Origin of the sequence: Streptomyces sp. NPDC058308 (genome assembly GCF_042880275.1) — a bacterium.
Lineage (GTDB): Bacteria > Actinomycetota > Actinomycetes > Streptomycetales > Streptomycetaceae > Streptomyces.
In genome coordinates this window covers 178,483-204,778 of record NZ_JBHVZA010000008.1, presented here as the reverse complement: position 1 = coordinate 204,778, position 26,296 = coordinate 178,483, and the positions used below count along the sequence as shown (strand labels likewise).

The following is a 26,296-nucleotide window of genomic DNA, read 5'->3' as shown; positions in this document are numbered from 1 at the left end:
TCGTGCCATACGAAAGGCCCCCGTACGGAATCCGTACGGGGGCCCTTCGACGTCTGCGTTACGAGGCCGGGGTGCCGGCCGGGCGGATGTAGAGGCGCTGGCCGATCGCGGCGGCCTGCTGCACGATCCGCTTGACGGAGGCGGCGTCCACGACGGTGCTGTCCACGGCCGAGCCATCGACGTCGTCGAGTCGCATGATTTCGAAGCGCATAGGGCTTCTCCCTTCGTCTGGTCATCCTCCTGCAAGGAGAACTGCTGTGTTTCTGATGGGTACAACGAGTTGCTCGGTGCAAACATTCCCTACGCTAAGGAAATTTTTCGAGAACCTAATTACCTGCGAGTAGCGAGACCAGTTGTGTTCGCTGTGTGACCGGCGGGAGACTGGACTCGATATGAACGACGCCGACCCCAGCGCAGTCGACCCGACCGCAGTCGACCCCGCCCCCGCCGCCCCCGCCGCTCCCGACACCCTCGACGCGGCCGAGATCAGTGCTCAGCTGGAGCGCGCCAACGGCCTGCTTGCGCGCGTGCTCGCCGAGGTCGCGAGGACGCCGTCCACGCACGCGATCTTCGTCGACGCCGGGTACCTGTACGCGGCTGCGGGCCGCCTCGCGACCGGGACCGAGGACCGGCGGGCCTTCGACCTGGACGCGGAGGGCCTCATCGACGCGCTCATCGACAAGGCCAGGACGATCTTCGCGGACAGCCGTCTGCTGCGCGTCTACTGGTACGACGGAGCCAGGCGCCGCATCCACACGACCGAGCAGCAGTCGATCGCCGAGCTGCCCGACGTCAAGGTCAGGCTCGGCAACCTCAACGCCAACAACCAGCAGAAGGGCGTCGACTCCCTGATCCGCAGCGACCTGGAGTCACTGGCCAGGCACCGCGCCATCAGCGACGCGGCACTGATCGGCGGCGACGAGGACCTGGTCTCGGCGGTCGAGGCGGCGCAGGGGTACGGCGCCCGGGTCCACCTGTGGGGCATCGAGGCGCCCGAGGGGCGCAACCAGGCGGAGGCGCTGCTGTGGGAGGTCGACAGCCAGCGCACGTTCGACCTCGACTTCTTCAAGCCGTACGTCACGCGCCGAACCGTCACGACGTACGAGGCGGGCGCCACCGTGCACCGCCCCACCCGCGAGGAGGTCCGCTTCGTCGGCGCGCAGATCGCCGCGAAGTGGCTCGCGGCACGGGGGCGCGAGGCGCTGGTGGGGCTGCTGCCCGGCCATCCCTATCTGCCGGGCTCCGTGGACCAGGACCTCCTGGTGGAGGCGGAGCGGCTCCTGCAGTACTCGCTGCGCGGGCAGGCGGACCTGCGCCGGGCGCTGCGGGACGGTTTCTGGGAGCACTTGCAGGCACAGTACTGACGCGGCAGACGCAGTACTGACGCCGTACTGCGCGGTCAGTGGCGGTCCCAGAAGTCGATCAGGGCCGCCGCCGTCTCCGTGGGGCGGTCGGTGTTGGGGGAGTGCTCGGCACCGTGGATCACCGTGCGGTGGGCGTGCAGGCACTCTGCCATCTCGTCCAGGAGCGGCACGGGCCAGGTGTCGTCGCGCTCGCCCGACACCACGTGCTTGGGCAGCGGCAGCGCGGCGAGGTCGGCGACGCGGTCCGGTTCGGTGGAGAGCTGCCTGCCCGTGGCGATGAGCTGGGCGGGACTGTGAAGCAGCCAGCGGGCCCGCAGCGCCTCGTCGAGGCCGCCCTCTCCGGCGCCGGTCTCCACGTCCTGCGGGGGCGGCGGCTCCATGGCCCGCATCGCCTGCCACACCTCGTCCATCGAAAGCACCTTGAGGGCGTCCGCCAGCATCGCGGCGCGTTCCCGCTGGGCGGGGGCGATCGCGGCGGGGCCCGAGGACATGAGGGTGAGGGTGGCGAAGGCGCCGGGTTCGAGGAGCGCCGCGGCGCGGGCGATCTGACCGCCCAGGGAGTGCCCGAGGAGATGGCGGCGGAGCGACGGCGCGGCATCGTGTGGCTCCGTCGCCTCCGGGGCCTTGGCCAGGGCGTCCGCCTGGGCCAGCACATCGCGCGCCAACTCCGCCTGGGCGTACGCCGATTCGTCGTCGGGGCCCGCGGTCTCGTACTGGCCGCGGCCGTCCACGGACACCGCACGGTAGCCCGCGTCGGCCAGCGGCTCCAGGAGGGCGATGAAATCCTCCTTGCTGCCGGTGAAGCCGGGGACAAGGAGCACGGTCCCCCGGCACCGGACACCCGCGGCGGGCACGGCGTCGAGGACGGCGAAGTCACCGCGGGCGGTACGGAGGGTGCGCGCGGTCGCACACGCGGGCGGGACGAAGGTCGGGGGCCTGCTCATGAGCCGAGGCTAACGGTCGTCGCACCAGGCGCGAAGGCCCGCCCCGGGCGGGGGCGGGCCTTCGGTACGGCGGTGAGGACCGGCGGAGGGGTGACCGTTGGGTCAGCTCTCCGAGGTCTCCACGGACTCGGCCTTCTTGCGCGTGCGGCGGCGCGGAGCCGCGACGGGCGCCTCGGCCGCGTCCACCGGGGCGGCAGCGGCCTTGCGCGTACGACGACGGGGCTTGGCCTCGTCCGTCGCCTGCGCCGGGATCTCGGCCTCGACGGTCTCGACGGCCTTGGCCGCGGTCTTGCGGGTACGGCGCTTGGGCTTCTCGGCCTCGGCGTCGGGCGCGGTGACCTCGGGGGTCGCGGCGTCGGCGACCGTCTCGGCGGCCTTGCGGGTGCGGCGGCGCGGCTTGGTGACCGGCGCCTCCACCTCCGCCTCGGCCTCCGGGGCGACGGTCTCGACGGCCTTGGCCGCGGTCTTGCGGGTACGGCGCTTGGGCTTCTCGGCCTCGGCGTCGGGCGCGGTGACCTCGGGGGTGGCGGCGTCGGCGACGGTCTCGGCGGCCTTGCGCGTACGGCGGCGCGGCTTGGTGACCGGCGCCTCCACCTCCGCCTCGGCCTCCGGGGCGGCAGCCTCGGCGACCTTCTCCGCCACCTTGCGCGTGCGGCGCTTCGGCTTCTCGGCGGCAGGCGCCTCGACGGCCTCGGCCGTCTCCGGGGCGCCCTCGGCCGTGGCGACGGCGACCTCGGCGGCCTCCGCGGTCTTGCGCGTACGGCGGCGCGGCTTGGTGACCGGAGCCTCCACCTCCGCCTCGGCCGCCGGGGCGGCCTCGGGCGCGGTGACCTCCGCGGCGGCGGCGTCGGCCACCGTCTCGGCGGTCTTGCGGGTGCGGCGGCGCGGCTTCGACACCGGAGCCTCCGCCTCGGCGACGGGCGCGGGCGCCTCCGCCTCGACGGCGGTGCCCTCGGCCGTGGCCAGGGCCTCCGACGCGGCACCGGCACGCGTGCGCCGACGGCGGCGCGGGGTGCGCGGCTCGGTTGCCTCGGCGGCGACCGGGGCGGCGGTCTCGGTCACCGGAGCGGCCTCGGCCACCGGAGCGGCGCTCTCGGTCACCACGGCGGCCGGAGCGACCGTCGTGGCGGCGTCGAGCGGGCTGCCGGCGCGCGTGCGGCGGCGGCGACGCGGCGTACGGGCCGGACGCTCGCGCTCGGCGGACGCGGAGCCCGCACGGTCGCGGTCACGGTCCCGATCGCGGTCTCGGTCACGGTCCTGGCCACGACCGCTGGAGCGGCCGCCACGGCCACGCCCACCGGTCTCGCCGAGGTCCTCGACCTCTTCCGCGCCCAGACCCGCACGGGTCCGCTCGCCGCGCGGCAGGACACCCTTGGTGCCCGCCGGGATGTTCAGCTCCTCGTACAGGTGCGGGGAGCTGGAGTAGGTCTCGACCGGGTCGTTGAAGCCCAGGTCGAGCGCCTTGTTGATCAGCTGCCAGCGCGGGATGTCGTCCCAGTCGACCAGCGTGATCGCGATGCCCTTGGCGCCCGCGCGGCCGGTGCGGCCGATGCGGTGCAGGTAGGTCTTCTCGTCCTCGGGGGACTGGTAGTTGATGACGTGCGTCACGCCACCCACGTCGATGCCGCGCGCGGCGACGTCGGTGCAGACGAGCACGTCGACCTTGCCGTTGCGGAACGCGCGCAGCGCCTGCTCGCGCGCGCCCTGGCCGAGGTCGCCGTGGACCGCGCCGGAGGCGAAGCCGCGCTTCTCGAGCTGCTCGGCGATGTCGGCGGCGGTGCGCTTGGTCCGGCAGAAGATCATCGCGAGTCCGCGGCCCTCAGCCTGCAGGATGCGCGAGACCATCTCGGGCTTGTCCATGTTGTGCGCGCGGAACACGTGCTGCTTGGTGTTCGCGACGGTCTGGCCCTCGTCGTCCGGCGCGGTGGCGCGGATGTGCGTGGGCTGCGACATGTACCGCCGGGCCAGGCCGATGACGGCGCCCGGCATGGTCGCCGAGAACAGCATCGTCTGGCGCTTCGCCGGAAGCATGTTGATGATCTTCTCGACGTCGGGCAGGAAGCCCAGGTCGAGCATCTCGTCGGCCTCGTCGAGGACCAGGCACTTGACGTGCTTGAGGTCGAGCTTGCGCTGCCCGGCGAGGTCGAGGAGCCGGCCGGGTGTGCCGACGACGATGTCGATGCCCTTCTTGAGGGCCTCGACCTGCGGTTCGTAGGCACGGCCGCCGTATATGGCGAGGACGCGGACGTTACGCGCCTTGCCGGCGGTCAGGAGGTCGTTCGTCACCTGCTGGCAGAGCTCGCGGGTGGGCACGACGATGAGGGCCTGCGGCGCCTCGGTCAGCTGCTCGGGCTTGGCGCGGCCGGCCTCGACGTCGGCGGGGACGATCACGCGCTCCAGGAGTGGAAGGCCGAAACCGAGCGTCTTGCCGGTGCCGGTCTTGGCCTGGCCGATGACGTCCGAGCCCGAAAGGGCGACGGGGAGCGTCATCTCCTGGATGGGGAAGGGGCTGATGATGCCGACGGCTTCGAGGGCCTCGGCCGTCTCGGGAAGGATCCCGAGCTCTCGGAAAGTCGTAGTCAGGGCTATGCCTTGTCTGTGAGATGCGGTGCGAGGCGAACGCTGGGGGTCGTGACCGTGCCGGTAACCGCCGGCCGCTTGTGGGGCGGGCCGGGGGCGCGGGACCACTGCCGGCGCTCGAGCGCTCGTACCGCTGAGGTTCCCTCCTCGTGCCGTACGCAGCGTGTGCGCACCGCCCGGAGGGCTGTCGGGTCGGAGCCGATCGGGCCACCGACCGGGCATCCTCATTCATACGGCCCGTCAAATACTCGGCGGGCGCATTACCACTGTACCGCTAAATCTCGCATGTGTGTCCGGCGAATTCGTCACATGGTCGTCGTCACAGTCACTGACCAGGGCCTTACGCCTTCCGGCAAGCGGGCTATTGTGCGCTTCATGGAGACGCCTGACACCCCTGCCGAATCCGCCCCCGAACCCACTGGAGTCGCCGCTCAGGACTGGGCGACAGCTTCCGCCGAGCCCGACTACCGCGCCGCGGTGGTGGACCTGCTCGGCGCGCTCGCCTACGGGGAGCTCGCGGCGTTCGAGCGCCTCGCGGAGGACGCGAAGCTCGCGCCGACGCTCGGCGACAAGGCGGAGCTGGCGAAGATGGCGTCGGCCGAGTTCCACCACTTCGAGCAGCTCAGGGACCGCCTTTCGGCGATCGGCGCGGAGCCGACCGAGGCGATGCACCCGTTCGTCGCCGCGCTCGACGGCTTCCACCGCCAGACCGCGCCGTCGGACTGGCTGGAGGGCCTGGTCAAGGCCTACGTCGGCGACTCGATCGCCAGTGACTTCTACCGCGAGGTGGCAGCGCGTCTCGACGGCGACACCCGCGCCCTGGTGCTCGCGGTGCTCGACGACACCGGGCACGCGAGCTTCGCCGTGGAGAAGGTGCGCGCCGCGATCGATGCGGACCCGCGCGTGGGCGGGCGGCTCGCGCTGTGGGCGCGGCGGCTGATGGGCGAGGCCCTCTCCCAGTCGCAGCGGGTCGTCGCCGACCGTGACGCGCTGTCGACCATGCTGGTCGGGGGCGTGGCCGACGGCTTCGACCTCGCCGAGGTCGGCCGGATGTTCTCCCGGATCACCGAGGCGCACACCAAGCGGATGGCCGCGCTGGGCCTGGCGGCGTAACGACCCCCGTGGGGGCGCCCCGCACCCCTTGCGGGGCGCGCCGCCCGACGGGGCCTCGGGCCGACGGGGCCTTCGGCCGCTTTCGGCCCTCAGGCCGTCGCCGAGTGGCGCAGTCTGCCGCCGGTCGGGCGGAGCAGCAGCGACAGCAGGGCCGCCGATACGGCGAGCGCTCCCACGAGCGTCGCGGGGGCGTGGCCGGAGCCGAGCGCCATGTGCGTGATGAAGGCGCCGATGAGTGCGCCGACGGGGCCCGTGGACAGGACCAGGCTGCGCCCGGGCAGTCGGTGCCCGAGGCGGTGCGCGGCGGCCCAGGCCAGGGCGAGGCCGAGCAGTGTGGAGCCGAGTGCTTCCAGAATCACGGTGGTGCCCTCCCTTGCGGCCAGGTGCAAATCGGTCGTAGCCGGTCTACCCCGGGCGGCCGGAATGCAACCCTCCATGATCGGATGGCGCCGGTTTCCCCGTACGACGCGCACAGGACCGGCACAACGCACAGGAACGGCCCGGTGGTTGAGAACCACCGGGCCGTTCCGTCAGGCATGCGCCCGAGCGTCCTACAGGGCGCTGAAGCCCACCTTGCGCGCGGTCGGCTCACCGAGCTCGACGTACGCGAGGCGGTCGGCCGGAACCAGGACCTTGCGGCCGTGGTCGTCCACGAGGCTCAGCAGCGGCGACTTGCCGGTCAGCGCCTCGGACACCGCGGTCTCGACTTCCTCGGCGCTCTGGCCGCTCTCCAGCACGATCTCGCGGGGCGCGTACTGCACGCCGATCTTGACCTCCACGGCTTTGTCCCTCCGACGGTCAGTCTGTGCGCGGCCGTCCGCGCCGTACCCAGCACACATTAGCCCGGTGAGGGGACGGGGACGGCCGCGGCCGTGCACGCCGGTAGCGAACACGGGACGGGAACAAAAACGCGGAGGCTCAGTGGCCTTCCGTGCCGTGCAGCGGGAAACCGGCGATGCCGCGCCAGGCGAGCGAGGTGAGCAGCTCCACCGCCTTGTCGCGTGGCACCGTGCTGCGGCTGGCCAGCCAGTACCGGGCGACGACCTGCGAATACCCGCCGAGGCCCACGGCGAGGAGCATCGCCTCGTCCCTGGGCAGGCCGGTGTCCTCGGCGATGACCTCGCAGATCGCCTCCGCGCACTGGAGGGTGACGCGGTCCACGCGCTCGCGCACCGCGGCCTCGTTCGTCAGGTCCGACTCGAAGACAAGCCGGAAGGCGCCGCCCTCGTTCTCCACGTACGCGAAATAGGCGTCCATCGTCGCGGCGACGCGGAGCTTGTTGTCTGTGGTGGACGCCAGCGCCGTGCGCACGGACTGCAGCAGTGACTCGCAGTGCTGGTCGAGCAGGGCGAGGTAGAGGTCGAGCTTGCCCGGGAAGTGCTGGTAGAGCACGGGCTTGCTGACGCCGGCGCGCTCGGCGATGTCGTCCATCGCCGCCGCGTGGTAACCCTGTGCGACGAACACCTCCTGGGCGGCGCCCAGGAGCTGGTTGCGTCGGGCACGGCGCGGCAGTCGTGTGCCCCGCGGGCGTGCTGCCTCTGTCTGCTCGATGGCTGTCACGCCGCCTCCCAAAATCGTCCGATGTGCGGTGAGCGCCGCGCCGCCATCGTACTTTTCGGTAACTGTGATGTGCGCGGTGCGAGCGCAGGATTTCACGGACTGGACGACCGCAGAAGGGCCGCGCACCGGTGCGTAGCAGGGCAAACGCGGTCAGGTCCGGGCCCGCGGTTCTCGGCTTCCGCCCGGGTTCCCTAGGCCCTGTCGTCAAACTCGCGTCGTTCGCCCGGAGGGCGGCCTAGCGGTAGTCGTCCTCGTCGAGGCTGACGACGCGGGCCTGTTCGGCCAGGTCGGCCTCGCTGGCGGAGTTCGGGTCGGCCTCCACCAGGGAGTCGTCCCGGCGGGGAGCGAGATCGGTGTGCTGCTCGGCCGTGTCCGCCTCCGGGGCCTCGACGTCGACCTCGGGCTCTTGCGTCTCTTCCGTTTCGAAGGTGTCCGGGTCGGTCGGGTCGACACTCATGTATGGCTCTCTTCCCTCGCGGTACTCGGTGGCCTGGTGGTTCGAGTGCCCCTGCGCCCTCTTTCCATGACTCTTCCCGTCGGTTTTCGCCAGCTCTTCCGAGCGTAGAAGAGACCTGGACGAGGCGCTACGCGATCTGTGTGCGTTCTGTGACAGCGAACACGTGAACTAGCGCGTGATCGTCTCGTAACATTGCCGCATGCCTTCGACCGACCTGCCGAACCTACTGGCCACCGCCGCCGCCCCCAAGCCGGGTGCCGTGGCGGTCGCGGAGGGGGAACGGCTCGACTCGGTCGCCCTGCCCGGGCTCTCGTTGACCGTGCGCTCCCGGCCCTCGGTCCGCCCCGGACTGCCGCCCGCGCTGTACGTGCACGGGCTCGGCGGCTCCTCGCAGAACTGGTCGGCCCTGATGCCGCGGCTGGAGGACGTCGTCGACTGCGAGGCGCTCGACCTGCCGGGGTTCGGGGACTCCCCGCCGCCCGACGACGGCGACTACTCGGTCACCGGGGGCGCCCGTGCGGTCATCCGCTATCTCGACGCGCGCGGCCGCGGCCCCGTCCACCTCGTGGCGAACTCACTGGGCGGCGCCATCACCACGCGCGTCGCCGCGGTCCGCCCCGACCTCGTCCGCACGCTGACACTGATCTCGCCCGCCCTGCCGGAGCTGCGGGTGCAGCGCACGGCGGTGCCGACCGGGCTGCTCGCGGTGCCGGGCGTCGCCGCGCTCTTCACCCGGCTCACCAGGGAGTGGACGGCGGAGCAGCGGGTGCGCGGCGTCATGGGGCTCTGTTACGGCGACCCGGGCAGGGTCACGCCGGAAGGATTCGGCGCCGCGGTGCGGGAGATGGAGCGCAGGCTCCAGCTCCCTTATTTCTGGGACGCGATGACCCGGTCGGCGCGCGGCGTCGTGAACGCGTACACGCTGGGCGGCGAGCATGGACTGTGGCGGCAGGCCGAGCGGGTGCTCGCGCCGACCCTGCTGGTCTACGGCGGCCGCGATCTGCTCGTCTCGTTCCGCATGGCCCGCAAGGCGGCCGCCGCGTTCCGCGACTCGCGGCTGCTCACGCTGCCCGACGCCGGGCACGTGGCGATGATGGAGTACCCCGAGACCGTGGCCACGGCCTTCCGTGAACTCCTCGTCGACACGGGTGAGTTGACCGCGGCGGGCCGCGAGGGCTCGCGTACGGGTTCGGGGAGCTGAGGCGGCGCGTGGGACGTCACAGCCGCCGGGGCCCGGCAGACACACCTGACCACACCAGCACCTCGGGGATACCGAAGTCGCGCGGCGCGGGCCCGCAGTCGGGTCCCGGCCCGGGGCGACGCAGGCGTGCGCCGAGCGCGGACGGAACGCCCGCGCAGGACACGCCCGCCCACGGGACACCCGCTCACGGGACACCCGCTCACGGGACACCCGCGCAGGGCACGCCCTCCCACGGGGTTCCGCACGTGCGGGGCGGGCACCCCGAGCAGCGCGAGCCCGGCGGCGGCTGGGGCGACGGCGCCGACACCGGCACAGGTACCGATACTGGTACGGGCACAGGTACCGGCACAGGCGGTGGCCCCCGGGCCGGGGGCGGCAGCGGTGTGCCCGGGCCCCGGCAGGACTACATGGCCGCCTTCCCCGACGAACTCCCCGAGGGCTTCACACCGGCCTCGCCGGAGCCCGGCGCGGACGCGGTCGGCGCGGTCGACGCGGCCATGGAGCCGCCACCGCCCCGCGACCCGTATGCCTCCGTCACCGACTGGGGCGACGTCGAGCCCCTCCTGGACGGTCAGGGGTCCGACACCGGGCGCCGCACCAAGAAGCGCGGGCGCACCGTCGGCGGCATCGCGGCCGCCGCCGTGATCGGCGTGGTCGCGGTCGTCGTCGTGGGGCAGCTCGCCGGCGGGGCGAAGGGCTCGGACACGGGTACCAAGGCGGCGCCGGGCGGCGCGCGCGACACCGAGGACCCCGCGTCCCGCTCGGACCGCAGGCCGACGCCGAACGATCTGCGGGACGCGGCTCCGGACACGTACGACGAGAAGATGGGCAAGGTATTCCCGCTGGACCCGAAGCTCAAGGCGTCCGGTGACTTCGAGGCGATGCCCGGGTTCGACAAGGCGCCCGGCAAGGGGCAGCGGCTCCGCTACCGCGTCGACGTCGAGAAGGGGCTCGGTCTCGACGGGCAGCTCTTCGCGCAGGCGGTCCAGAAGACCCTGAACGACGACCGGAGTTGGGCCCACGCGGGGGCCCGCACCTTCGAGCGGATCTCGTCGGGACGGCCCGATTTCGTCGTCACGCTGGCGAGCCCGGGGACGACCGCGAAGTGGTGCGCGAAATCCGGCCTGGACATCACCCAGGACAACGTGTCGTGCGATTCCGCGGCGACGGACCGCGTGATGATCAACGCCTATCGGTGGGCGCAGGGCGCCAAGACCTACGGCGACGCCGTCAAGAAGGAATTCGGCAACGCCATCCACCCGTACCGCCAGATGCTCATCAATCACGAGGTCGGCCACCGGCTCGGCCACAATCACACGGACTGCACGAAGGACGGGCAGCTCGCCCCCGTCATGCAGCAGCAGACGAAATTCCTGGAGCACGACGGCATCAAGTGCAAGGCCAACCCCTGGGTGTTCCCGAAGAGTTGAGGCGGGGCGGGTCCCGGGGTCCCGGGGGCGGTTTTGACATCGGTCGGAAATTCGTTCATATTTCTGCGCATGTCGAACCTTCACGCCCCGTCGAGCGCCGCCATTGAGCTGGCGCTGTTCGGCGTGACCGCGCTCTGCGTGGCCGACATCCACTGTTGCTGACGCCCGCCCCGGCGAGTGCGTCGCTCTTTCCCAGCTGTACCGGTCCCGGCCGGACCGTAGCCTTTTTCGGCTGCTCGTAGTCGGGCTCAGCTGCTTTTCGCTGCCTTTGTGCCGCGTATTCCGCGCCTTCTCCGGGGCGAGCTCCGCTCGGTCTCTGCTCGATTCCCGTTGATCCGCTGCCCTTTTCGCAGCGTCCCCCGAGAGGTCTTCTTCCGATGCGTCAATCGCCCGTCATAGCCCGCCGCGTGGCAGCGGCATCCGTCAGCCTGGTCCTGGCCTCGGGCGTCGTCGCCTGCGCGGGTCCGAAGGACGAGGACGCCGGGAGCGGCGGCGGAAAGCCGGCCGAGGGCGGCACGCTCACCGTCCTCAACCGCGACCCGCAGACCGACTTCGACCCCGCCCGGCTCTACACCTCCGGCGGCGGCAACGTGCCGAGCCTCGTCTTCCGCACCCTGACCACCCGCAACCGCGAGGACGGTGCCAAGGGCACCGAGGTCGTGCCGGACCTCGCCACGGATCTGGGCAAGCCGAGCAAGAACGCCACGGTGTGGACGTACACGCTGAAGAAGGGGATCACGTACGAGGACGGCTCGCCGATCACCTCGAAGGACGTGAAGTACGGCATCGAGCGGTCCTTCGCCGCCGAACTCAGCGGTGGCGCGCCCTACTTGAGGGACTGGCTGGTCGGCGGCGCCACATACCAGGGCCCGTACAAGGACAAGAGCGGCAAGGGGCTCGCGTCCATCGAGACGCCCGACGAGCGGACCATCGTCTTCCATCTGAACAAGCCCGAGGGCGAGTTCCCCTATCTCGCGACCCAGACGCAGTTCGCGCCCGTCCCGAAGAGCAAGGACAAGGGCACCAAGTACGAGGAGCACCCCGTCTCTTCCGGCCCCTACAAGGTCGTCAGGAACGAGAACGACGGCGAGCGGCTCCGTCTGGAGCGCAACCCGCACTGGTCCGCGAAGACCGACCCGGAGCGCAAGGCCTACCCGGACGTCATCGACGTGCGGTCCGGGCTCGACTCGTCCGTCATCAACCAGCGGCTCTCCGCGAGCCAGGGCGCCGACGCCGCCGCCGTCACCGCCGGCACCAACCTCGGCCCGGCCGAGCTCGCCAGGGTCACCGGCGACAAGAAGCTGGCCTCGCACGTCGGCACCGGGCACTTCGGCTACACGAACTACCTCGCCTTCAACCCCAAGGTGAAGCCCTTCGACGACCCCAAGGTGCGCCAGGCCGTCGCCTACGCCGTGGACCGCTCCTCCGTCGTCAACGCCGCGGGCGGCTCCTCGCTCGCCGAGCCCGCCACCACGTACCTGCCGAACCAGAAGTCCTTCGGATACACGAAGTACGACCACTTCCCGGCGGGCCCGAACGGCAACCCGCAGAAGGCGAAGGAGCTCCTGAAGGAGGCCGGTCACAAGGACGGGCTGACCATCACGCTCACGCACTCCAACGCCAAGGACTTCGAGACCAGCCCCGAGATCGCCACCGCCATCCAGGACGCGCTCAAGAAGGCCGGGATCACCGTCAAGCTCCAGGGCCTGGAGGACAACGACTACAGGGACAAGACCCACCGCGCCAAGGACGAGCCCGGCCTCTTCCTCGCCCACTGGGGCGCCGACTGGCCCTCCGGCGGTCCCTTCCTCGCCCCGATCTTCGACGGCCGGCAGATCGTGAAGGACGGCGCCAACTTCAACTCCGGGTTCCTGGACGACAAGTCCGTCAACGACGAGATCGACGAGATCAACAAGCTGACCGACCTGAAGGCCGCCGCCGCGCGCTGGGGCGCCCTGGACAAGAAGATCGGTGAGCGGGCGCTGACCGTGCCGCTCTTCCACCCGGTCTACAAGCGCCTCTACGGCAAGGACGTCAAGAACATCGTCATCAGCGACTGGACCGGTGTCCTCGATGTCTCCCAGGTCGCGGTGAGGTCGTCGTGACCGTCCGCTCCGGCTTCTGGGGGCGGCTGCGCGCGCAGCGCGCCGCCCTCGTGGCGGCGGGCGTCGTCGCGCTGCTCGTCGTCGTGGCGCTCACCGCGCCGCTGCTCACCGCCCTGGAGGGGCAGGACCCCACCTCGTACCATCCGGATCTCATCGACTCGGCGCGCGGCGGCGTCCCGGTCGGCCCGTTCGGCGGGATCAGCGGCGAGCACTGGCTCGGCGTCGAGCCGCAGACCGGGCGTGACCTCTTCGCGCGCCTCGTGTACGGGGCGCGGGTCTCGCTCGGCGTCGCGCTCGCCGCGACCCTCGTGCAGGTCATTGTCGGTGTGGCGGTCGGGATGGCCGCCGGGTTCGGCAACCGCTGGGTCGACCAGGTGCTCAGCAGGGCCACCGACGTCATCGTGGCCCTGCCGCTCATGGTCTTCGCACTCGCGCTGATGGCGGTCGTGCCCAGCGGATTTCCGCGGCCCATGCTCGTCGCCCTCGTCATCGGGCTCATCGCCTGGGGCAGCCTGGCCAAGATCGTGCGGGCGCAGACCATCACGCTCAAGGAGCTCGACCACGTGGCCGCCGCGCGGCTCAGCGGCTGGGGCTCCGTGCGGATCGCCCGCCGCGAACTGCTGCCCGCCCTCGCCGCGCCCGTCATCACCTACGCCGCGCTGCTCGTCCCCACCAACATCACCGCCGAGGCCGCGCTCTCCTTCCTCGGCGTGGGCGTGAAGCCGCCCACCGCGTCGTGGGGCCAGATGCTCACGTCCGCCGACGTCTGGTACCAGGCGGCGCCGCAGCACCTGCTGTACCCGGCGGGTGCGCTGTTCGTGACCGTGTTCGCGCTCACCGTCCTCGGTGACGGCGTGCGCACGGCGCTCGACCCGCGGGCCACGTCGCGGCTGCGGATCGGCACCGGCCGGAAGCAGGAGGCCCGCGCATGACCGGCCTCCCCGGATTCCTGCTGCGGCGCTTCATCGGCGCCGCCGTCACGCTCCTCGTGCTCTCCGTCATCATCTACGCGGTCTTCTACACCGCTCCGGGCGACGTCGCCCAGATCACCTGCGGCCCGCGCTGCTCACCTGCCCAAGTGCACCAGGTCGCCGAGCAGTTGCGGCTCGACGATCCGCTGTACGTCCGCTACTGGGACTTCCTGCAAGGCATCGTCGTGGGCCAGGACTACTCGACGGGCACCGGCACCGAACACTGCGACGCGCCCTGCCTCGGGATCTCGTACCAGAGCGACCAGCAGGTCACCGCGCTGATCACGGCGAAGCTGCCGGTCACGGGGTCGCTCGCGCTGGGCGCGATGGTGCTGTGGCTCATCCTCGGGGTGGGCGCGGGCGTGCTCTCCGCCTGGCGGCGCGGCCGGATCAGCGAGCGCGTGTTGACCGCCGTCACGCTCGCGGGCACCGCCACGCCCGTCTTCGTGATCGGCCTGCTCCTGATGATCGTGGTCTGCGGTCAGCTCCAGTGGCTGCCCTTCCCGCAGTACGTGCCCTTCGCGGACGACCCGACGCAGTGGGCGTGGAACCTGCTCCTGCCCTGGCTCTCGCTGGCCCTCATCGAGGCCGCCAAGTACGCGCGCCTGACCCGCTCCTCGATGCTGGAGACCCTCGCCGACGATCACGTGCGGACCTTTCGCGCGTACGGCGTGGGGGAGCGGTCGATCATCGGGAAGCACGCGCTGCGCGGCGCCGTCGCGCCCGTCATCGCGCTGACCGCCAACGACTTCGGGTCGATGTTCGGCGGCGCGGTGCTCAGCGAGACGCTGTTCGGACTGCCCGGACTCGGGCGCGAACTCGTGCACGCGGTCAAGGTCGTCGACCTGCCGGTGGTGGTCGGGATGGTGATGGTCACCGGCTTCTTCGTGGTGCTCGCCAATGCCGTCGCGGACGTGCTGTACGCGGTGGCCGACCGACGGGTGGTGCTGTCATGAGTCTCGTCCGAGTCGAGGACCTGAGAGTCGAGTTCGGGTCCGGTGCCGGTGCCGTCCGGGCCGTGGACGGTGTCTCCTTCACGCTGGAGAAGGGCGGCGCGCTCGCCCTCGTCGGCGAGTCGGGATCCGGCAAGTCCACCGTGGCGTCCGCACTCCTCGGCCTCCACCGGGGCACGGGCGCGCACGTCGGCGGGTCGGTACTGGTCGACGGCGTCGATGTACAGGCGGCGTCCGGCACCGAACTGCGGCGGCTGCGCGGCGGGAAGGCCGCGATGGTCTTCCAGGACCCGCTCTCCTCCCTCGACCCCTACTACGCGGTGGGCGACCAGATCGCCGAGGTGTACCGCGTCCACACGGGCGCGTCCCGGCGGGCGGCACGCGCGCGCGGTGTGGAGGTGCTCGACCGGGTCGGCATCCCCGACGCCGCGCGCCGCTCGCGGGCCCGCCCGCACGAGTTCAGCGGCGGCATGCGCCAACGCGCCCTCATCGCCATGGCGTTGGCCTGCGAACCCGCGCTGCTCGTCGCCGACGAGCCGACCACCGCGCTCGACGTCACCGTCCAGGCCCAGATCCTCGACCTGCTGCACACCCTGCGCGGCGAGACCGGCATGGGGCTGCTCCTGGTCACCCACGACGTGGGTGTCGCCGCCGAGAGCGTCGACGACGTGCTGGTCATGCGGGACGGGCGCGCGGTGGAGCGCGGCGCCGTACGGGAGGTCCTCGGAGCGCCGCGGGAGGCGTACACGCAGGAGCTCCTGAAGGCCGTCCCGCGGGTGGACTCGCCGCTGGTGCCGGCCGCCGGTGAAGCGGGCGAGGTCGTGCTCGAAGCCGTCGGCCTGCGCCGGGAGTTCGGGCGCGGCAGGCGTGCGGTCACCGCCGTCGACGACGTCTCGCTCACCGTCCGGCGCGGGGAGACCCTCGGCATCGTGGGCGAGAGCGGCAGCGGCAAGACCACGCTCGGGCGCATGCTCGTGGGCCTCCTGGAACCGACCGCCGGGCAACTCCGCCACGGGGGTGCGGAGGTGCCGGGCGGCCGGGTGGTGCCCGGGGTGCAGATGGTGTTCCAGGACCCCGTCTCCTCGCTCAACCCGCGCCGCTCCGTGGGCGAGTCCATCGCCGACCCGCTGCGCGCGCGGGGCGAGGCCGACTCCTTCGTGCGGGGGAGGGTGCGCGAACTCCTGGGGCGCGTGGGGCTCGAACCGGCGCACTACGACCGCTACCCGCACGAGTTCAGCGGTGGCCAGCGCCAGCGCGTCGGCATCGCGCGGGCGCTCGCGGCGGAGCCCCGGCTCATCGTGTGCGACGAGCCCGTATCCGCCCTCGACGTGACGACGCAGGCCCAGGTGACCGCGCTGCTCGCCGAGTTGCAGCGGGAGCTCGCGCTCGCGCTGGTCTTCGTCGCCCACGATCTCGCGGTGGTGCGCCAGGTCAGCGACCGGGTCGCGGTGATGCGGCGGGGGCGGATCGTCGAGGAGGGCCCGGTGGCGGAGGTCTACCGCGCGCCACGGGACCCGTACACCCAGCGGCTCCTCGCGGCCGTGCCCGCGCTCGACCCCGAGGCGGCGAGGCAACGGCGCGAGGCCCGCAAGGAGCTGGCCGCAGCCTGACTCCCGGTAGCGGAACGGGGCTTCTGGGGTGCTATAGCGCGACAGAACGCGACCGACGCGGGAAAGTTACTGCCGTTCACCCCTTTTGGTGGCGCGATGGACAACCGTCCGTCGCGCCACCCGCATGACCGCATACGTTCGTCCCGCTGCGAGCCGCCGGACCAACGGCGGCTCCCCGGACGGGATATCGGGGGTGCACTCGTGCGCGTCGGACTGCTTACGGAGGGTGGCTATCCGTATGTGAGCGGTGAAGCCAGGCTCTGGTGCGACCGGCTCGTGCGCGGGCTCGGGCAGCACGAGTTCGACGTCTACGCCCTCAGCCGCAGCCGGCGGCAGCAGGCGCAGGGCTGGGTCGAACTGCCCCCGCAGGTCGGCCGGGTGCGCACGGCGCCGCTGTGGACCGTCGACGACCAGGCGCTCTGTGCCGCGGGTCCCCGCGGCGGGCACGGGCGACGGGCCCGCCGCCGGTTCGTGGAGTACTACGGGGAGCTGGCGGACGTGGTCTGCCGCGGGGGTTTCGGCGGGAGTACGGGTGCTGGCGCCGGTGCCAGTGCCGGTGTCGCTGCTGGTGCGGAGGGCGGGGCGCAGGGCGCTCGCGGCGAAGTGGCGGACCGTTTCAGCAACGCCCTGTACGGGCTGGCCGAACTCGCCCGCGACGAGGGCGGCCTTGTCGCCGCCCTGCGCTCCGAGTCCGCCGTCCGCGCCCTGGAGCGCGCCTGCCGCGCGCCCGGCGCACTGCGGGCGGCCCGCGCCGCCCGCGTGCCCGACCTGCTCACCGCCGCGGGCCTGATGGAGCGCGCGCTGCGACCGCTCTCCCTCGACTGGTACGGGGCCGACGGACTCGGCGCCGTCGACCTGTGCCACGCCGCCTCCGGCGGACCCGCGGCGCTGCCGGGACTCCTTGCCGGCCACTTCGACGGGGTCCCGCTGCTCGTGACCGAGTACGGCGTGCAGCTCCGGGCGCATTACCTCGCCGCGGGCGACACGGACCTGAGCGCACCGGCGCGGGCGCTCCTCGCGTCCTTCCATGGCCTCCTCGCGGCCGAGGTGTACCGCGGGGCCACCCTCATCACCCCCGGCAACACCCACGCCCGGCGCTGGCAGGAGCGCTGCGGCGCCGATCGCGCCAAGCTGCGCACGGTCCACCCCGGCATGGACGCGGCCCGCTTCTCGGAGATCGGCGAAGGGGGCTACGACGATTTGGCCGCGGGCCCCGGCACGCTCCTGTGGGTCGGCCGCATCGAGCCCGCCAAGGACCTGATCTCGCTGCTCCACGCCTTCGCCGAGATCCGCGCGGCGGCGCCGGGCGCGCGCCTCAGGATCGTCGGGGCGCCGGCCGAGGAGCCGGAGGCGCTGGAGTACCTCGCGCACTGCCGGGCCCTCGCCGCGCAGCTCTTCCCCGACGAGGCGCCGGGCGCGCACGCCGTCGGCTGCAACCCCGTCTCCTTCGAGGAGATCGGCGGCCCCGACGTCCCCGAACTCGCCGACGCGTACGCCTCCGGAGCCGTCGTCGTCCTCTCCAGCGTCGTCGAGGGCTTCCCGATCAGCCTGGTCGAGGCCATGTTCTGCGGGCGCGCGACCGTCTCGACGGATGTCGGCGCGGTGGTGGAGGTCATCGGCGGCACGGGTCTTGTCGTGCCGCCGCGCAATCCGAAGGCGCTCGCGGAGGCGTGCGTGTCGCTCCTGCGCGACCCCGAGCGGCGCGCGCGCCTGGGCGCCGCAGCGCGGGCGCGGGCCCTTGAACTCTTCACCGTCGAGCAGAACGTCGCGGCATTTCGAAGCATTTACCTGGAGATCGTCTCGCACTGCCCGGTGCACAGGGACGTGGTGGACGAGGCGGGCGAGCCCGTGCCGTTCGCGCATCCGGCGGAGGCGTATCTCCCGGGGCGGTGGGCGGTCGCGGTGGGGCCCGCGTCGAACGGGGCCGGGTCGGGCGCCGAGGGCGGCGGCGTGCCGAGCTGGGCCGTGACGGAAGAGGTCGCGGCACCAGGAGAGGTCTTGGGGTCTGGCGTGGTCCTGGGGTCGGGAGAGGTCCTGGGGCCGGGAGAGACCTTGGGGCCGGGAGAGGTCCTGGGGTCGGGCGAGGCCGATGTTCGGGCGCAGCTGAAGGGGGCCACCGTATGAAGCGACACGAGGGAGCCGTCCGGGCCGTGGACGCACCGCACGCTCCGGAGGGTGCGAGCGGCTGGGACTCGCGGTCCGAGGAACTGCTCGCGGACCGGGCGCTGACGCCGGTGCCGACGGATTTGCCGGGCGCCGGAACCGCCGCCCCGGTCGGCGGCGCGTCCGTACCCGCCTTCGGCGAAGGCGGCGGCGACGACGGCGACAGCGGCTGGGACGCGCGCGGCAAGGGCAGAGGCACCGGCTCCACCGGTGTCCCGGCGCCCCGCCCGCCCGCCGCCCCGGCCAAGCCCGCGCGGCGCGGCCCCGCCGACCCCGTGAAGGCCCTCATGCACCGCCACCGCCGACTGTGCGAGCGCGCCGTCGACCCGCTGGAGATCGCGGCGGGCCTGGAGGCCCACGGCGTCACCGACAGAACGGCCGCACGCTTCCGGCACCGCGACGTCTTCGCGCTGGCCGAGGAGATGTACGCGCGCGTGCCCCGCGACGATGGCGACACCTCGCCCGCCGCCGACGACCCGCCCACCGGCGGACGCGGCGGCGGACGGACGGGGGGCGACACGCGGACCACCTGCGAGGGCGCACCCGTCGGCGCCCCCGAAGTGCCCACAGGCTGGGCCCTGTTCGCGCTGCTGCCCGGCGCGGCCTGCGCCGCAGCCGTGACCGGCCTCGCCCACAGCGAGGGGGACACGCGGCTCGTGGCCGTACCCCTCGGCGCGCTCGCCGTCGGCGCGGCCCTGCGCATCGCCCTGCGGCACGGACCGCTGCGCGCCGCCACGCACCCGATGCCCGCCACGCGCGCGTGGGTGTGCTGGCTCCTCGCGTACGCCCTGCTCGGCGACGGCCTGTTGCGGGGCGTCCTCGCGGGCGGGCCCGACGGACTCGGCGACCTGTGGGACCCGGCGGCCGCCGCGCTCCTGGGTCTCGCCCTCGCCGTCGCGCCCGCGACCTGGTGCGCCCGCCTCTTCGCCGTACGGGCCGGGGGCCGGCTCGCCGCAAGCCGCGGGCTCGACGAGTTCGCGTCCTCCGTACGGCCGCTGCTGCTCGGGGTGTTCGCGCTGTTCCTGGGGTCGCTCGGGGCGCTCCTCGCGGCCGCGGACGCCGTGCTCGGCGACCTGGGCGGGCGAGTGGGCGACCACCCCGGCGGCGGCCCTCCCGCACTGCTCGGGGCCGCCGCACTCGGCGCCCTGCTGCTGCTCGCCCGCCTCCTCGGCGTCTACGGCTTCACCCGCGCCCCCGCCCTGCTGCTCGGCGCCGCGGGCGCCTGCGAAGCGACCGCGCTGGCCCTGGTGTTCATGGCCAGGCTGCCCGGCTGCGCCGCACTGGCCGCGCCCGTCACGGCCGCCGTCGACGGCTGGGGCCCCGGCGCCGTACCGGCCGCCGCGTGCGGCGCCGCCGCCCTCGTCCTCCTGGTCCACGCGGCCAGGACCCTCACCCTCGCCTCGGCCCACGCGGCATCCCGTGCCGCGCCGTAGCCACCGACCGGCACGACCACCCTCCCGCGGGGCCGACACCGCGGGCCTCACCCGTGCACCACGGCAACACCCCGAAGGAGAAAGACAGATGATCACCCGCAGCCGTCTCCGCCATCGAGCGGCCACCCCGGGAGGCGCCCGATGAGGGTGCTGCTGATCGGAGCCAACGGATACCTCGGCCGGTTCGTCGCCGACCGGCTGCTCGCCGACCCGGCGGTGCAGCTCACCGCACTCGGCCGCGGCGACGACTCGGACGTACGGTTCGACCTCGCGAGCGGCAGCCCCGGCGCGCTCACCCGCTTCCTGGACGCCGTGCACCCGGGCGTCGTCATCAACTGCGCGGGCGCCACCCGCGGCGGCGCCCGCGACCTGACCCGCCACAACACCGTCGCCGTCGCCACCATCTGCGAGGCCCTGCGCCGCAGCGGTTGCGGGGCGCGCCTCGTGCAGCTGGGCTGCGGCGCCGAGTACGGGCCGAGCCAGCCCGGCTCCTCGACCGCGGAGGACGCGGTGCCGCGCCCCGGCGGGCCCTACGGGGTCAGCAAGCTGGCGGCCACCGAACTGGTGCTCGGCTCCGGGCTCGACGCCGTCGTCCTGCGGGTGTTCTCGCCCGCCGGACCCGGGACGCCGGCCGGGTCGCCGCTCGGCCGCCTCGCGGAGGCCATGCGGCGCGCGATGCAGTCCGGCGACGGCGAGCTCAAGCTCGGCGGGCTCGGGGTGCAGCGGGACTTCGTCGACGTCCGCGACGTGGCGCGCGCCGTGCACGCCGCCTCGCTCTCCGCCGCCCAGGGCGTCGTGAACATCGGCGCGGGCCGTGCCGTACGACTGCGTGACGCGGCCGCCGTCCTGGCCCGCGTCGCGGGGTACGGCGGCGCGCTGCACGAGCTGGACCAGGTGCCTGTGCGCCAGGTCATCGGCCACCAGCGCGGCGAGTCCGAGCACGGCACCCCGGCCGCCGCGTACCCCTACCCGGACGGCTGCGGCAGCTGGCAGCAGGCCGATGTCCGCACCGCGCGCGACCGGCTCGGCTGGCGGCCGCGCATCAACCTCGAAGAGTCGCTCGCCGACATCTGGATGGAGGCCGCATGCCGCATCTGACCAGGTCCACGAGGGGCGCCGCGAGCACCGAGGTGCGCGTCGGCTTCGGCATCCCGGGCTTTGCCCACCCGCTCGTCGCGCCCGTCGAATGGGCCGAACTCACCCGCCCCGGCACCCCTTTGAAGTGGGTTGTCCTCAATGTCGCGAACGGTCCTGGCGAGCGGCCCGACCCGCACTGCCTCGAAGCGGCGGGCCGACTGCGGAACGCGGGCGTCCGGGTGCTCGGCCACCTCGACGCGACGTACGGCGCCCGCTCGTTCGGGGAGCTGGTGTCCGACGCGCACCGCTACCTCGACTGGTACCAGGTCGACGGCTTCTCCCTGGACCGCTGCCCGACCGAACGGGCCGCGCTTGCGGAGGTGCGCCGGACGGTGACGACCCTGCGCGCGCTGATCGACGACGCGCACATCGTGCTCGGCCACGGCAGCCATCCGTACCCCGGATATGCCGAGACGGGCGACCAGTTGGTGACCTTCGCCGGGCCGTGGAGCGATTACCGCTGGTCGCAGGTGGCCGAGTGGACCGCCGACTACCCGCCGGAGCGCTTCTGCCACTTCGTGCACGGCATGCCGCTGGGGCACCTGGACGAGGCGCTGCGCATCGCCCGCTGGCAGGGCGCCTCCACGATCTACTTCACCGACTGTGTGGAAAGGGGTGCCGGCGGCGACCCCTGGGAGTCGCTGCCCGGTTACTGGGACGAAATCGTCTCGCGTATCGGAACGGGTGTCTCGGAATGAAGAAGGGCGTGGCAGTGTTACGTGGAGAACAACCTTCCGAAATACCGACCAACGGAGTCCCCGTGTCGCTGCCACCCCTGGTCGAGCCCGCCTCCGAGCTCACCGTCGACGAGGTCCGCAGGTACTCCCGCCACCTGATCATCCCCGATGTCGGGATGGACGGGCAGAAGCGGCTGAAGAACGCCAAGGTGCTGTGTGTCGGCGCCGGCGGCCTCGGGTCGCCGGCCCTGATGTACCTGGCCGCGGCCGGTGTCGGCACGCTCGGTATCGTCGAGTTCGACGAGGTCGACGAGTCCAACCTGCAGCGTCAGATCATCCACAGCCAGTCGGACATCGGCCGCTCCAAGGCGGAGTCCGCGAAGGACTCGGTCCTCGGCATCAACCCGTACGTGAACGTGATCCTCCACGAAGAGCGGCTCGAGGCCGACAACGTGATGGACATCTTCGGCCAGTACGACCTGATCGTCGACGGCACGGACAACTTCGCGACGCGTTACCTGGTCAACGACGCGTGCGTGCTGCTCAACAAGCCGTACGTGTGGGGTTCCATCTACCGCTTCGACGGCCAGGCGTCCGTCTTCTGGAGCGAGCACGGTCCGTGCTACCGCTGCCTCTACCCGGAGCCCCCGCCGCCCGGCATGGTGCCCTCCTGCGCCGAGGGCGGCGTGCTCGGCGTGCTCTGCGCGTCGATCGGCTCCATCCAGGTCACCGAGGCGATCAAGGTCCTGGTCGGCGTGGGCGACCCGCTGGTCGGCCGCCTGATGATCTACGACGCCCTGGAGATGCAGTACCGCCAGGTCAAGGTCCGCAAGGACCCCGACTGCGCGGTCTGCGGCCCGAACGCCACCGTCACCGAGCTCATCGACTACGAGGCCTTCTGCGGCGTCGTGTCCGAGGAGGCCCAGGAGGCGGCGGCCGGTTCGACGATCACTCCCAAGCAGCTCAAGGAGTGGATCGACGCGGACGAGAAGATCGAGATCATCGACGTACGCGAGCAGAACGAGTACGAGATCGTCTCGATCCCCGGCGCCAAGCTGATCCCCAAGAACGAGTTCCTCATGGGCAACGCCCTGCAGGACCTCCCGCAGGACAAGAAGATCGTCTTGCACTGCAAGACGGGTGTCCGGTCCGCGGAAGTCCTCGCCGTGCTGAAGTCCGCGGGCTTCGCGGACGCGGTGCACGTGGGCGGCGGCGTGATCGGCTGGGTCAACCAGATCGAGCCCGAGAAGCCGGTCTACTAGGCGTAGGGCCTGAACGGTCCAAGGGGGGCCCGCACCTTTTCGGTGCGGGTCCCCCTTTTTCGCCTCAAGGGCTCGTCCTCCAACGCCGGACGGGCTGACATGGGCTGGTGTGGCTCAGGAGGAGCAGACCTTGTTGTTCTTCGGGGGCGTGCCCTCCAGCAGGTACGTGTTGACCGCTCCGTCCACGCAGTCGCTGCCGTTGCCGTACGCCCCGTGGCCCTCGCCCTTCCACGTCAGGTGGACGCCGACGTCCTTGCCGAGCTCGTCCGCCATCTTGCGGGCGCCCTCGTAGGGCGTGGCCGGGTCGCCGGTGTTGCCGACGACGAGGATCGGCGCGGCACCGGGCGCGCTCACCTCGGGGGAGTCGTACAGCCCGGCCACCGGCCACTGGTGGCACCAGCCCGCCGTGTCCCAGCCGAGGATCTCCCCGAAGACGGGCGAGATGCCACGGAAGCGGTCCAGGCGCTTCTTCGCCTCCTTTGGAGAGGTCCGGGTCTTGGAGTCCAGGCAGGAGATGGCCCGCTGCGAGTGGCTCTGCGTGCTGTAGTGCCCGGAGGGGTCGCGTTCGTTGTAGGCGTCGGCGAGCTGGAGCAGCGCCGAGCCGTCCCCCTTCTCGGCGTCGGCCAGGGCGCGGGTCAGTGTGGGCCAGGTCTGCTTGCTGTAGAGCGTGACCAGGATTCCCGTGCTCGCGAGGGACTCGGTCAGCTTCCGGTCGCCCGAGGCGCGCATCGGCTCCGCGTCCAGGCGCTTGAACAGTCTCACTATTTTCGCGGTTCCCGCCTTCGGATCCTGGCCGCGGGACCTGAAGTAGTTGTCCAGGGCGCGCTGGAAGCCCCTGGCCTGGTTCTCCGTGTGGCCGATCGAGTCCGTGCTCGGGTCGACGACCGCGTCGAAGGTGAGGCGGCCGACGCGCCGGGGGAACAAGTGGGCGTACGTGCCGCCGAGTTCGGTGCCGTACGAGACGCCGAAGTAGTGCAGCTTGTCGTCGCCGAGGACCTGGCGCATGACGTCCATGTCGCGGGCGGTGTCCGCCGTGGAGATGTGCTCGATGACCTTCTTCGCGTTCCGCGCGCAGCCGGCGCCGAACTCCGCCGCGTCCTTGAAGTAGGCCTTCTCCTCGGCCGGGGTGTCCGGCGTCAGGTCGATCCTCTTCTCGGCGGCCTGTGTCGCCCGGTCGTCGCGGCAGCGCACGCCCTCGCTCGCCGCGACCCCGCGCGGGTCGAAGCTGACCAGATCGTACCGCTCGCGCAGCGTGTCGTACGAGTCGGCGAAGGACGGCAGGCCCAAGACGCCCGAGCCGCCGGGGCCGCCGAAGTTGAAGACGAGGGAGCCGATGCGGTCGCCCTTGCCCGTGCTCTTGGCGCGGATGAGGGCGATCCCGATCCGCTCGCCGTCCGGCTTCGTGTAGTCCAGCGGGACCTTGAGCGTCGAGCACTGCCACCCGGCGCCCGGGGCGCTGCCTCCCTCGGGCGCCTTGCAGCGGCCCCAGTCCAGCTTCTGGGCGGTCAGCGAGGCGGGCAGGGTCGAGGAGGGGTCCGGCTTCGGCCGCGGTCCGCGGGAGGTCGCCGAGGGGCCCTTCCCGTCGCTCTCGCCGTCGTCGCCGGACGACCCGCACCCGACGGCCAGGCCCGCCACCAGCACTCCTGCGGCGGCCAGGGCCGTCGACCGTACGAAACGCTGCATGGAAGCGCTTCCCCCCTCGAAAGACAGTCAGGTCATAGTAGGCGGGGCCTGTGACAGCGGCGGCGAGTGCCACCCGCGACACAGGTTCTAGGAGCAGACCGTGTCCGCCTCGGGCACCGTCCCCTTGAGCAGGTAGCCGTCCACGGCGTCCCGTACGCACTTGTTCTTGCTGTCGTACGCCCCGTGCCCCTGGCCCTTGTACGTCAGCTCGACGCCGACGCCCTTGCCGAGCGCCCGGGCCATCTTGCGCGCGCCCTCGTACGGCGTGGCCGGGTCGCCGGTGTTGCCGATGACGACGATGGGCGGCGCGCCCTGGGCGCTCACGTCGGGGTGGTCGGCCTGGCCCTCGACCGCCCAGTCGGTGCAGCTGACCATGCCCCACGCCAGGTAGTCGCCGAACAGCGGTGAGGCCTCGCGGAACTCGGGGAGCTTCTCCTCGACGTACCGCGGGGTGTAACGCGCCTTGTCGTCCGCGCAGTTGACCGAGACGTTGGCGGACTGGATGTTGCTGTACTCGCCGTCCTCGTTGCGCCCGTTCATCGAGTCGGAGAGCGCCATCAGGATCTTGCCGTCGCCGTCGTAGGCCTCTTCGAGGCCCTGGGTGAGGTAGGGCCAGAAGTCCTTGGAGTACAGGGCCTGCGCGATGCCGTTGGTGGCGGCGGTCTGCGTCAGTTCGCGCGGCGGGAGCCCGCGGATCGGCTTGCCGTCCAGGTCCTTCAGGAGCTTCGCGATCTTGTCCTTGACGTCCTGCTCGCTGTCCCCCACCGTGCAGTCCGCCATCTGGGACGTGCAGTCCTTCGCGAAGTTGTCGAGCGCGAGCTGGAACCCCTTCGCCTGGCCGAGCGAGCCCTGTTCGGCGTTCTCGGTGGGGTCGACGACCGCGTCGAAGACCGCTCGCCCCACCTTCTTGGGGAACAAGTGTGCGTATACGCCGCCGAGTTCGGTGCCGTACGAGATCCCGAAGTAGTGCAGCTTGTCGTCGCCGAGGACCTGGCGCATCAGGTCCATGTCGCGTGCCGCGTCGGTGGTGCGGACGTGTCCGAGCGTGTCGCCGGCGTTCTTCTCGCAGCCGCTGTTGAAGGACTTCACGTTCTCGATGAGCTTCTTGCGCTCCGCCTCGTCGTCGGGCGTGGAGTCCTGCTGGAAGTACGTGTCGAGCTGTTCGGCGTCCTCACACCGGATGCCCGCGCTGCGGCCGACGCCCCTCGGATCGAAACTCACCAGGTCGTAGCGGGTGCGCAGCTTTGCGTACTCCTCTGCGAAGGCGGGCAGCGTGGTGATGCCCGAGCCGCCGGGGCCGCCGAAGTTGAAGACGAGGGAGCCGATGCGGTCGTCCTTGCCGCCGCTCGTGGCCGCCTTGATCAGAGCGACGTCGATCGTGTCGCCCTTCGGCTTCGACCAGTCGAGGGGCGCCTTCATGGTGGCGCACTGCCACTCGGCGCCGCCGGGCAGCGGGGACGGGGCCCCGCCGCCGCCTTCGGAGTCGGCGGGTGCGGGGCAGTCCTTCCAGCTCAGCTTCTGAGCCGACAGGTCCTCTTCCTTGGAGTCGCCGCCGCACGCCGAGAGCGCGGCGGACAGGAGCAGGGTGACGGCGGCCAGCGCGGTGACGCGCGGCTGGAACTGTGTGGGCATGTGCTCATCCTGCGCGGGCTC

General features: G+C 72.2%; 23 protein-coding genes. 14 read left to right on the top strand and 9 right to left on the bottom strand.

Features of this window, described 5'->3' with window-relative positions:
* Positions 1-58 precede the first annotated feature (58 nt).
* Positions 59-211, bottom strand: a complete 153-nt coding sequence (locus ACFVYL_RS14005) for a hypothetical protein (RefSeq protein WP_389715339.1) — start codon at positions 209-211, stop codon at positions 59-61.
* A 181-nt stretch (positions 212-392) separates the two neighbouring features.
* Here ACFVYL_RS14005 and ACFVYL_RS14000 point away from each other — a divergent pair, with 181 nt between their 5' ends.
* Positions 393-1,364, top strand: a complete 972-nt coding sequence (locus tag ACFVYL_RS14000; RefSeq protein ID WP_389715338.1) for an NYN domain-containing protein — start codon at positions 393-395, stop codon at positions 1,362-1,364.
* A gap of 35 nt (positions 1,365-1,399) precedes the next feature.
* Here the strand turns inward: ACFVYL_RS14000 and ACFVYL_RS13995 are convergent, their stop codons facing one another.
* Both ACFVYL_RS13995 and ACFVYL_RS13990 read right to left on the bottom strand, forming a co-directional pair.
* On the bottom strand, positions 1,400-2,308 hold the full coding sequence (locus ACFVYL_RS13995; protein ID WP_389715337.1) for an alpha/beta fold hydrolase: 909 nt from the start codon (positions 2,306-2,308) through the stop codon (positions 1,400-1,402).
* A 102-nt stretch (positions 2,309-2,410) separates the two neighbouring features.
* Positions 2,411-4,798, bottom strand: coding sequence for a DEAD/DEAH box helicase (locus ACFVYL_RS13990; protein WP_389715335.1), 2,388 nt, complete (start codon positions 4,796-4,798; stop codon positions 2,411-2,413).
* Between the two features lie 465 nt (positions 4,799-5,263).
* Between ACFVYL_RS13990 and ACFVYL_RS13985 the strand changes: the two genes are divergently transcribed.
* Entirely contained in the window at positions 5,264-6,001 is a 738-nt protein-coding gene (locus ACFVYL_RS13985; RefSeq protein ID WP_389715333.1) for a ferritin-like fold-containing protein, read from the top strand.
* An 89-nt stretch (positions 6,002-6,090) separates the two neighbouring features.
* On the opposite strand, the gene ACFVYL_RS13980 is transcribed toward ACFVYL_RS13985, so the two are convergent.
* From ACFVYL_RS13980 to ACFVYL_RS13965, 4 genes are all read right to left on the bottom strand, one after another.
* Positions 6,091-6,360, bottom strand: a complete 270-nt coding sequence (locus tag ACFVYL_RS13980) for a hypothetical protein (RefSeq protein ID WP_389715332.1) — start codon at positions 6,358-6,360, stop codon at positions 6,091-6,093.
* A gap of 192 nt (positions 6,361-6,552) precedes the next feature.
* Positions 6,553-6,780: a DUF3107 domain-containing protein gene (locus ACFVYL_RS13975; protein WP_358590202.1), complete on the bottom strand. Its 228-nt coding sequence runs from the start codon at positions 6,778-6,780 to the stop codon at positions 6,553-6,555.
* A gap of 139 nt (positions 6,781-6,919) precedes the next feature.
* Positions 6,920-7,561 (bottom strand): TetR/AcrR family transcriptional regulator, encoded by a 642-nt coding sequence (locus tag ACFVYL_RS13970; RefSeq protein ID WP_384249395.1) that lies wholly within the window; start codon positions 7,559-7,561, stop codon positions 6,920-6,922.
* A gap of 235 nt (positions 7,562-7,796) precedes the next feature.
* On the bottom strand, positions 7,797-8,018 hold the full coding sequence (locus tag ACFVYL_RS13965; protein WP_389715330.1) for a hypothetical protein: 222 nt from the start codon (positions 8,016-8,018) through the stop codon (positions 7,797-7,799).
* A 199-nt stretch (positions 8,019-8,217) separates the two neighbouring features.
* On the opposite strand from ACFVYL_RS13965, the gene ACFVYL_RS13960 reads away from it, so the two are divergent.
* The 12 genes from ACFVYL_RS13960 to moeZ all read left to right on the top strand — a co-directional run bounded on the left by ACFVYL_RS13960 (position 8,218) and on the right by moeZ (position 22,960).
* On the top strand, positions 8,218-9,219 hold the full coding sequence (locus tag ACFVYL_RS13960; protein ID WP_389715329.1) for an alpha/beta fold hydrolase: 1,002 nt from the start codon (positions 8,218-8,220) through the stop codon (positions 9,217-9,219).
* Positions 9,220-9,227: 8 nt separating this feature from the next.
* Entirely contained in the window at positions 9,228-10,649 is a 1,422-nt protein-coding gene (locus ACFVYL_RS13955) for a DUF3152 domain-containing protein (protein ID WP_389715327.1), read from the top strand.
* Positions 10,650-10,718: 69 nt separating this feature from the next.
* Positions 10,719-10,811 carry an Ms4533A family Cys-rich leader peptide gene (locus tag ACFVYL_RS13950; RefSeq protein ID WP_389715326.1) on the top strand — a complete coding sequence of 31 codons (93 nt, stop codon included), beginning with the start codon at positions 10,719-10,721 and terminating at the stop codon, positions 10,809-10,811.
* 215 nt (positions 10,812-11,026) lie between these two features.
* Positions 11,027-12,754 carry an ABC transporter substrate-binding protein gene (locus tag ACFVYL_RS13945; RefSeq protein WP_389715324.1) on the top strand — a complete coding sequence of 576 codons (1,728 nt, stop codon included), beginning with the start codon at positions 11,027-11,029 and terminating at the stop codon, positions 12,752-12,754.
* Positions 12,751-13,686: an ABC transporter permease gene (locus ACFVYL_RS13940; RefSeq protein WP_389715322.1), complete on the top strand. Its 936-nt coding sequence runs from the start codon at positions 12,751-12,753 to the stop codon at positions 13,684-13,686. Before ACFVYL_RS13945 ends, ACFVYL_RS13940 begins: the two co-directional genes overlap by 4 nt.
* Complete coding sequence (locus tag ACFVYL_RS13935; RefSeq protein WP_389715321.1) at positions 13,683-14,681, top strand: ABC transporter permease; 999 nt, start codon at positions 13,683-13,685, stop codon at positions 14,679-14,681. The genes ACFVYL_RS13940 and ACFVYL_RS13935 overlap by 4 nt, the downstream gene beginning before the upstream one ends.
* Positions 14,678-16,288, top strand: coding sequence for a dipeptide ABC transporter ATP-binding protein (locus tag ACFVYL_RS13930; protein WP_389715320.1), 1,611 nt, complete (start codon positions 14,678-14,680; stop codon positions 16,286-16,288). Before ACFVYL_RS13935 ends, ACFVYL_RS13930 begins: the two co-directional genes overlap by 4 nt.
* Positions 16,289-16,489: 201 nt before the next feature.
* Positions 16,490-18,412 (top strand): DUF3492 domain-containing protein, encoded by a 1,923-nt coding sequence (locus ACFVYL_RS13925; RefSeq protein ID WP_389715319.1) that lies wholly within the window; start codon positions 16,490-16,492, stop codon positions 18,410-18,412.
* The gene (locus ACFVYL_RS13920; protein WP_389715318.1) at positions 18,409-19,884 is read left to right on the top strand and encodes a hypothetical protein; all 1,476 of its coding nucleotides are present in this window, start codon (positions 18,409-18,411) and stop codon (positions 19,882-19,884) included. Before ACFVYL_RS13925 ends, ACFVYL_RS13920 begins: the two co-directional genes overlap by 4 nt.
* 141 nt (positions 19,885-20,025) lie before the next feature.
* Entirely contained in the window at positions 20,026-20,982 is a 957-nt protein-coding gene (locus ACFVYL_RS13915) for an NAD-dependent epimerase/dehydratase family protein (RefSeq protein ID WP_389715317.1), read from the top strand.
* Positions 20,970-21,719: a spherulation-specific family 4 protein gene (locus ACFVYL_RS13910; protein ID WP_389715316.1), complete on the top strand. Its 750-nt coding sequence runs from the start codon at positions 20,970-20,972 to the stop codon at positions 21,717-21,719. The genes ACFVYL_RS13915 and ACFVYL_RS13910 overlap by 13 nt, the downstream gene beginning before the upstream one ends.
* A 62-nt stretch (positions 21,720-21,781) precedes the next feature.
* Positions 21,782-22,960 carry an adenylyltransferase/sulfurtransferase MoeZ gene (gene moeZ / locus ACFVYL_RS13905; protein ID WP_389715314.1) on the top strand — a complete coding sequence of 393 codons (1,179 nt, stop codon included), beginning with the start codon at positions 21,782-21,784 and terminating at the stop codon, positions 22,958-22,960.
* A 114-nt stretch (positions 22,961-23,074) separates the two neighbouring features.
* On the opposite strand, the gene ACFVYL_RS13900 is transcribed toward moeZ, so the two are convergent.
* On the bottom strand, positions 23,075-24,643 hold the full coding sequence (locus ACFVYL_RS13900) for an alpha/beta hydrolase (RefSeq protein ID WP_389715313.1): 1,569 nt from the start codon (positions 24,641-24,643) through the stop codon (positions 23,075-23,077).
* Positions 24,644-24,730: 87 nt separating this feature from the next.
* Complete coding sequence (locus ACFVYL_RS13895) at positions 24,731-26,275, bottom strand: alpha/beta hydrolase (RefSeq protein WP_389715312.1); 1,545 nt, start codon at positions 26,273-26,275, stop codon at positions 24,731-24,733.
* Positions 26,276-26,296 lie beyond the last annotated feature (21 nt).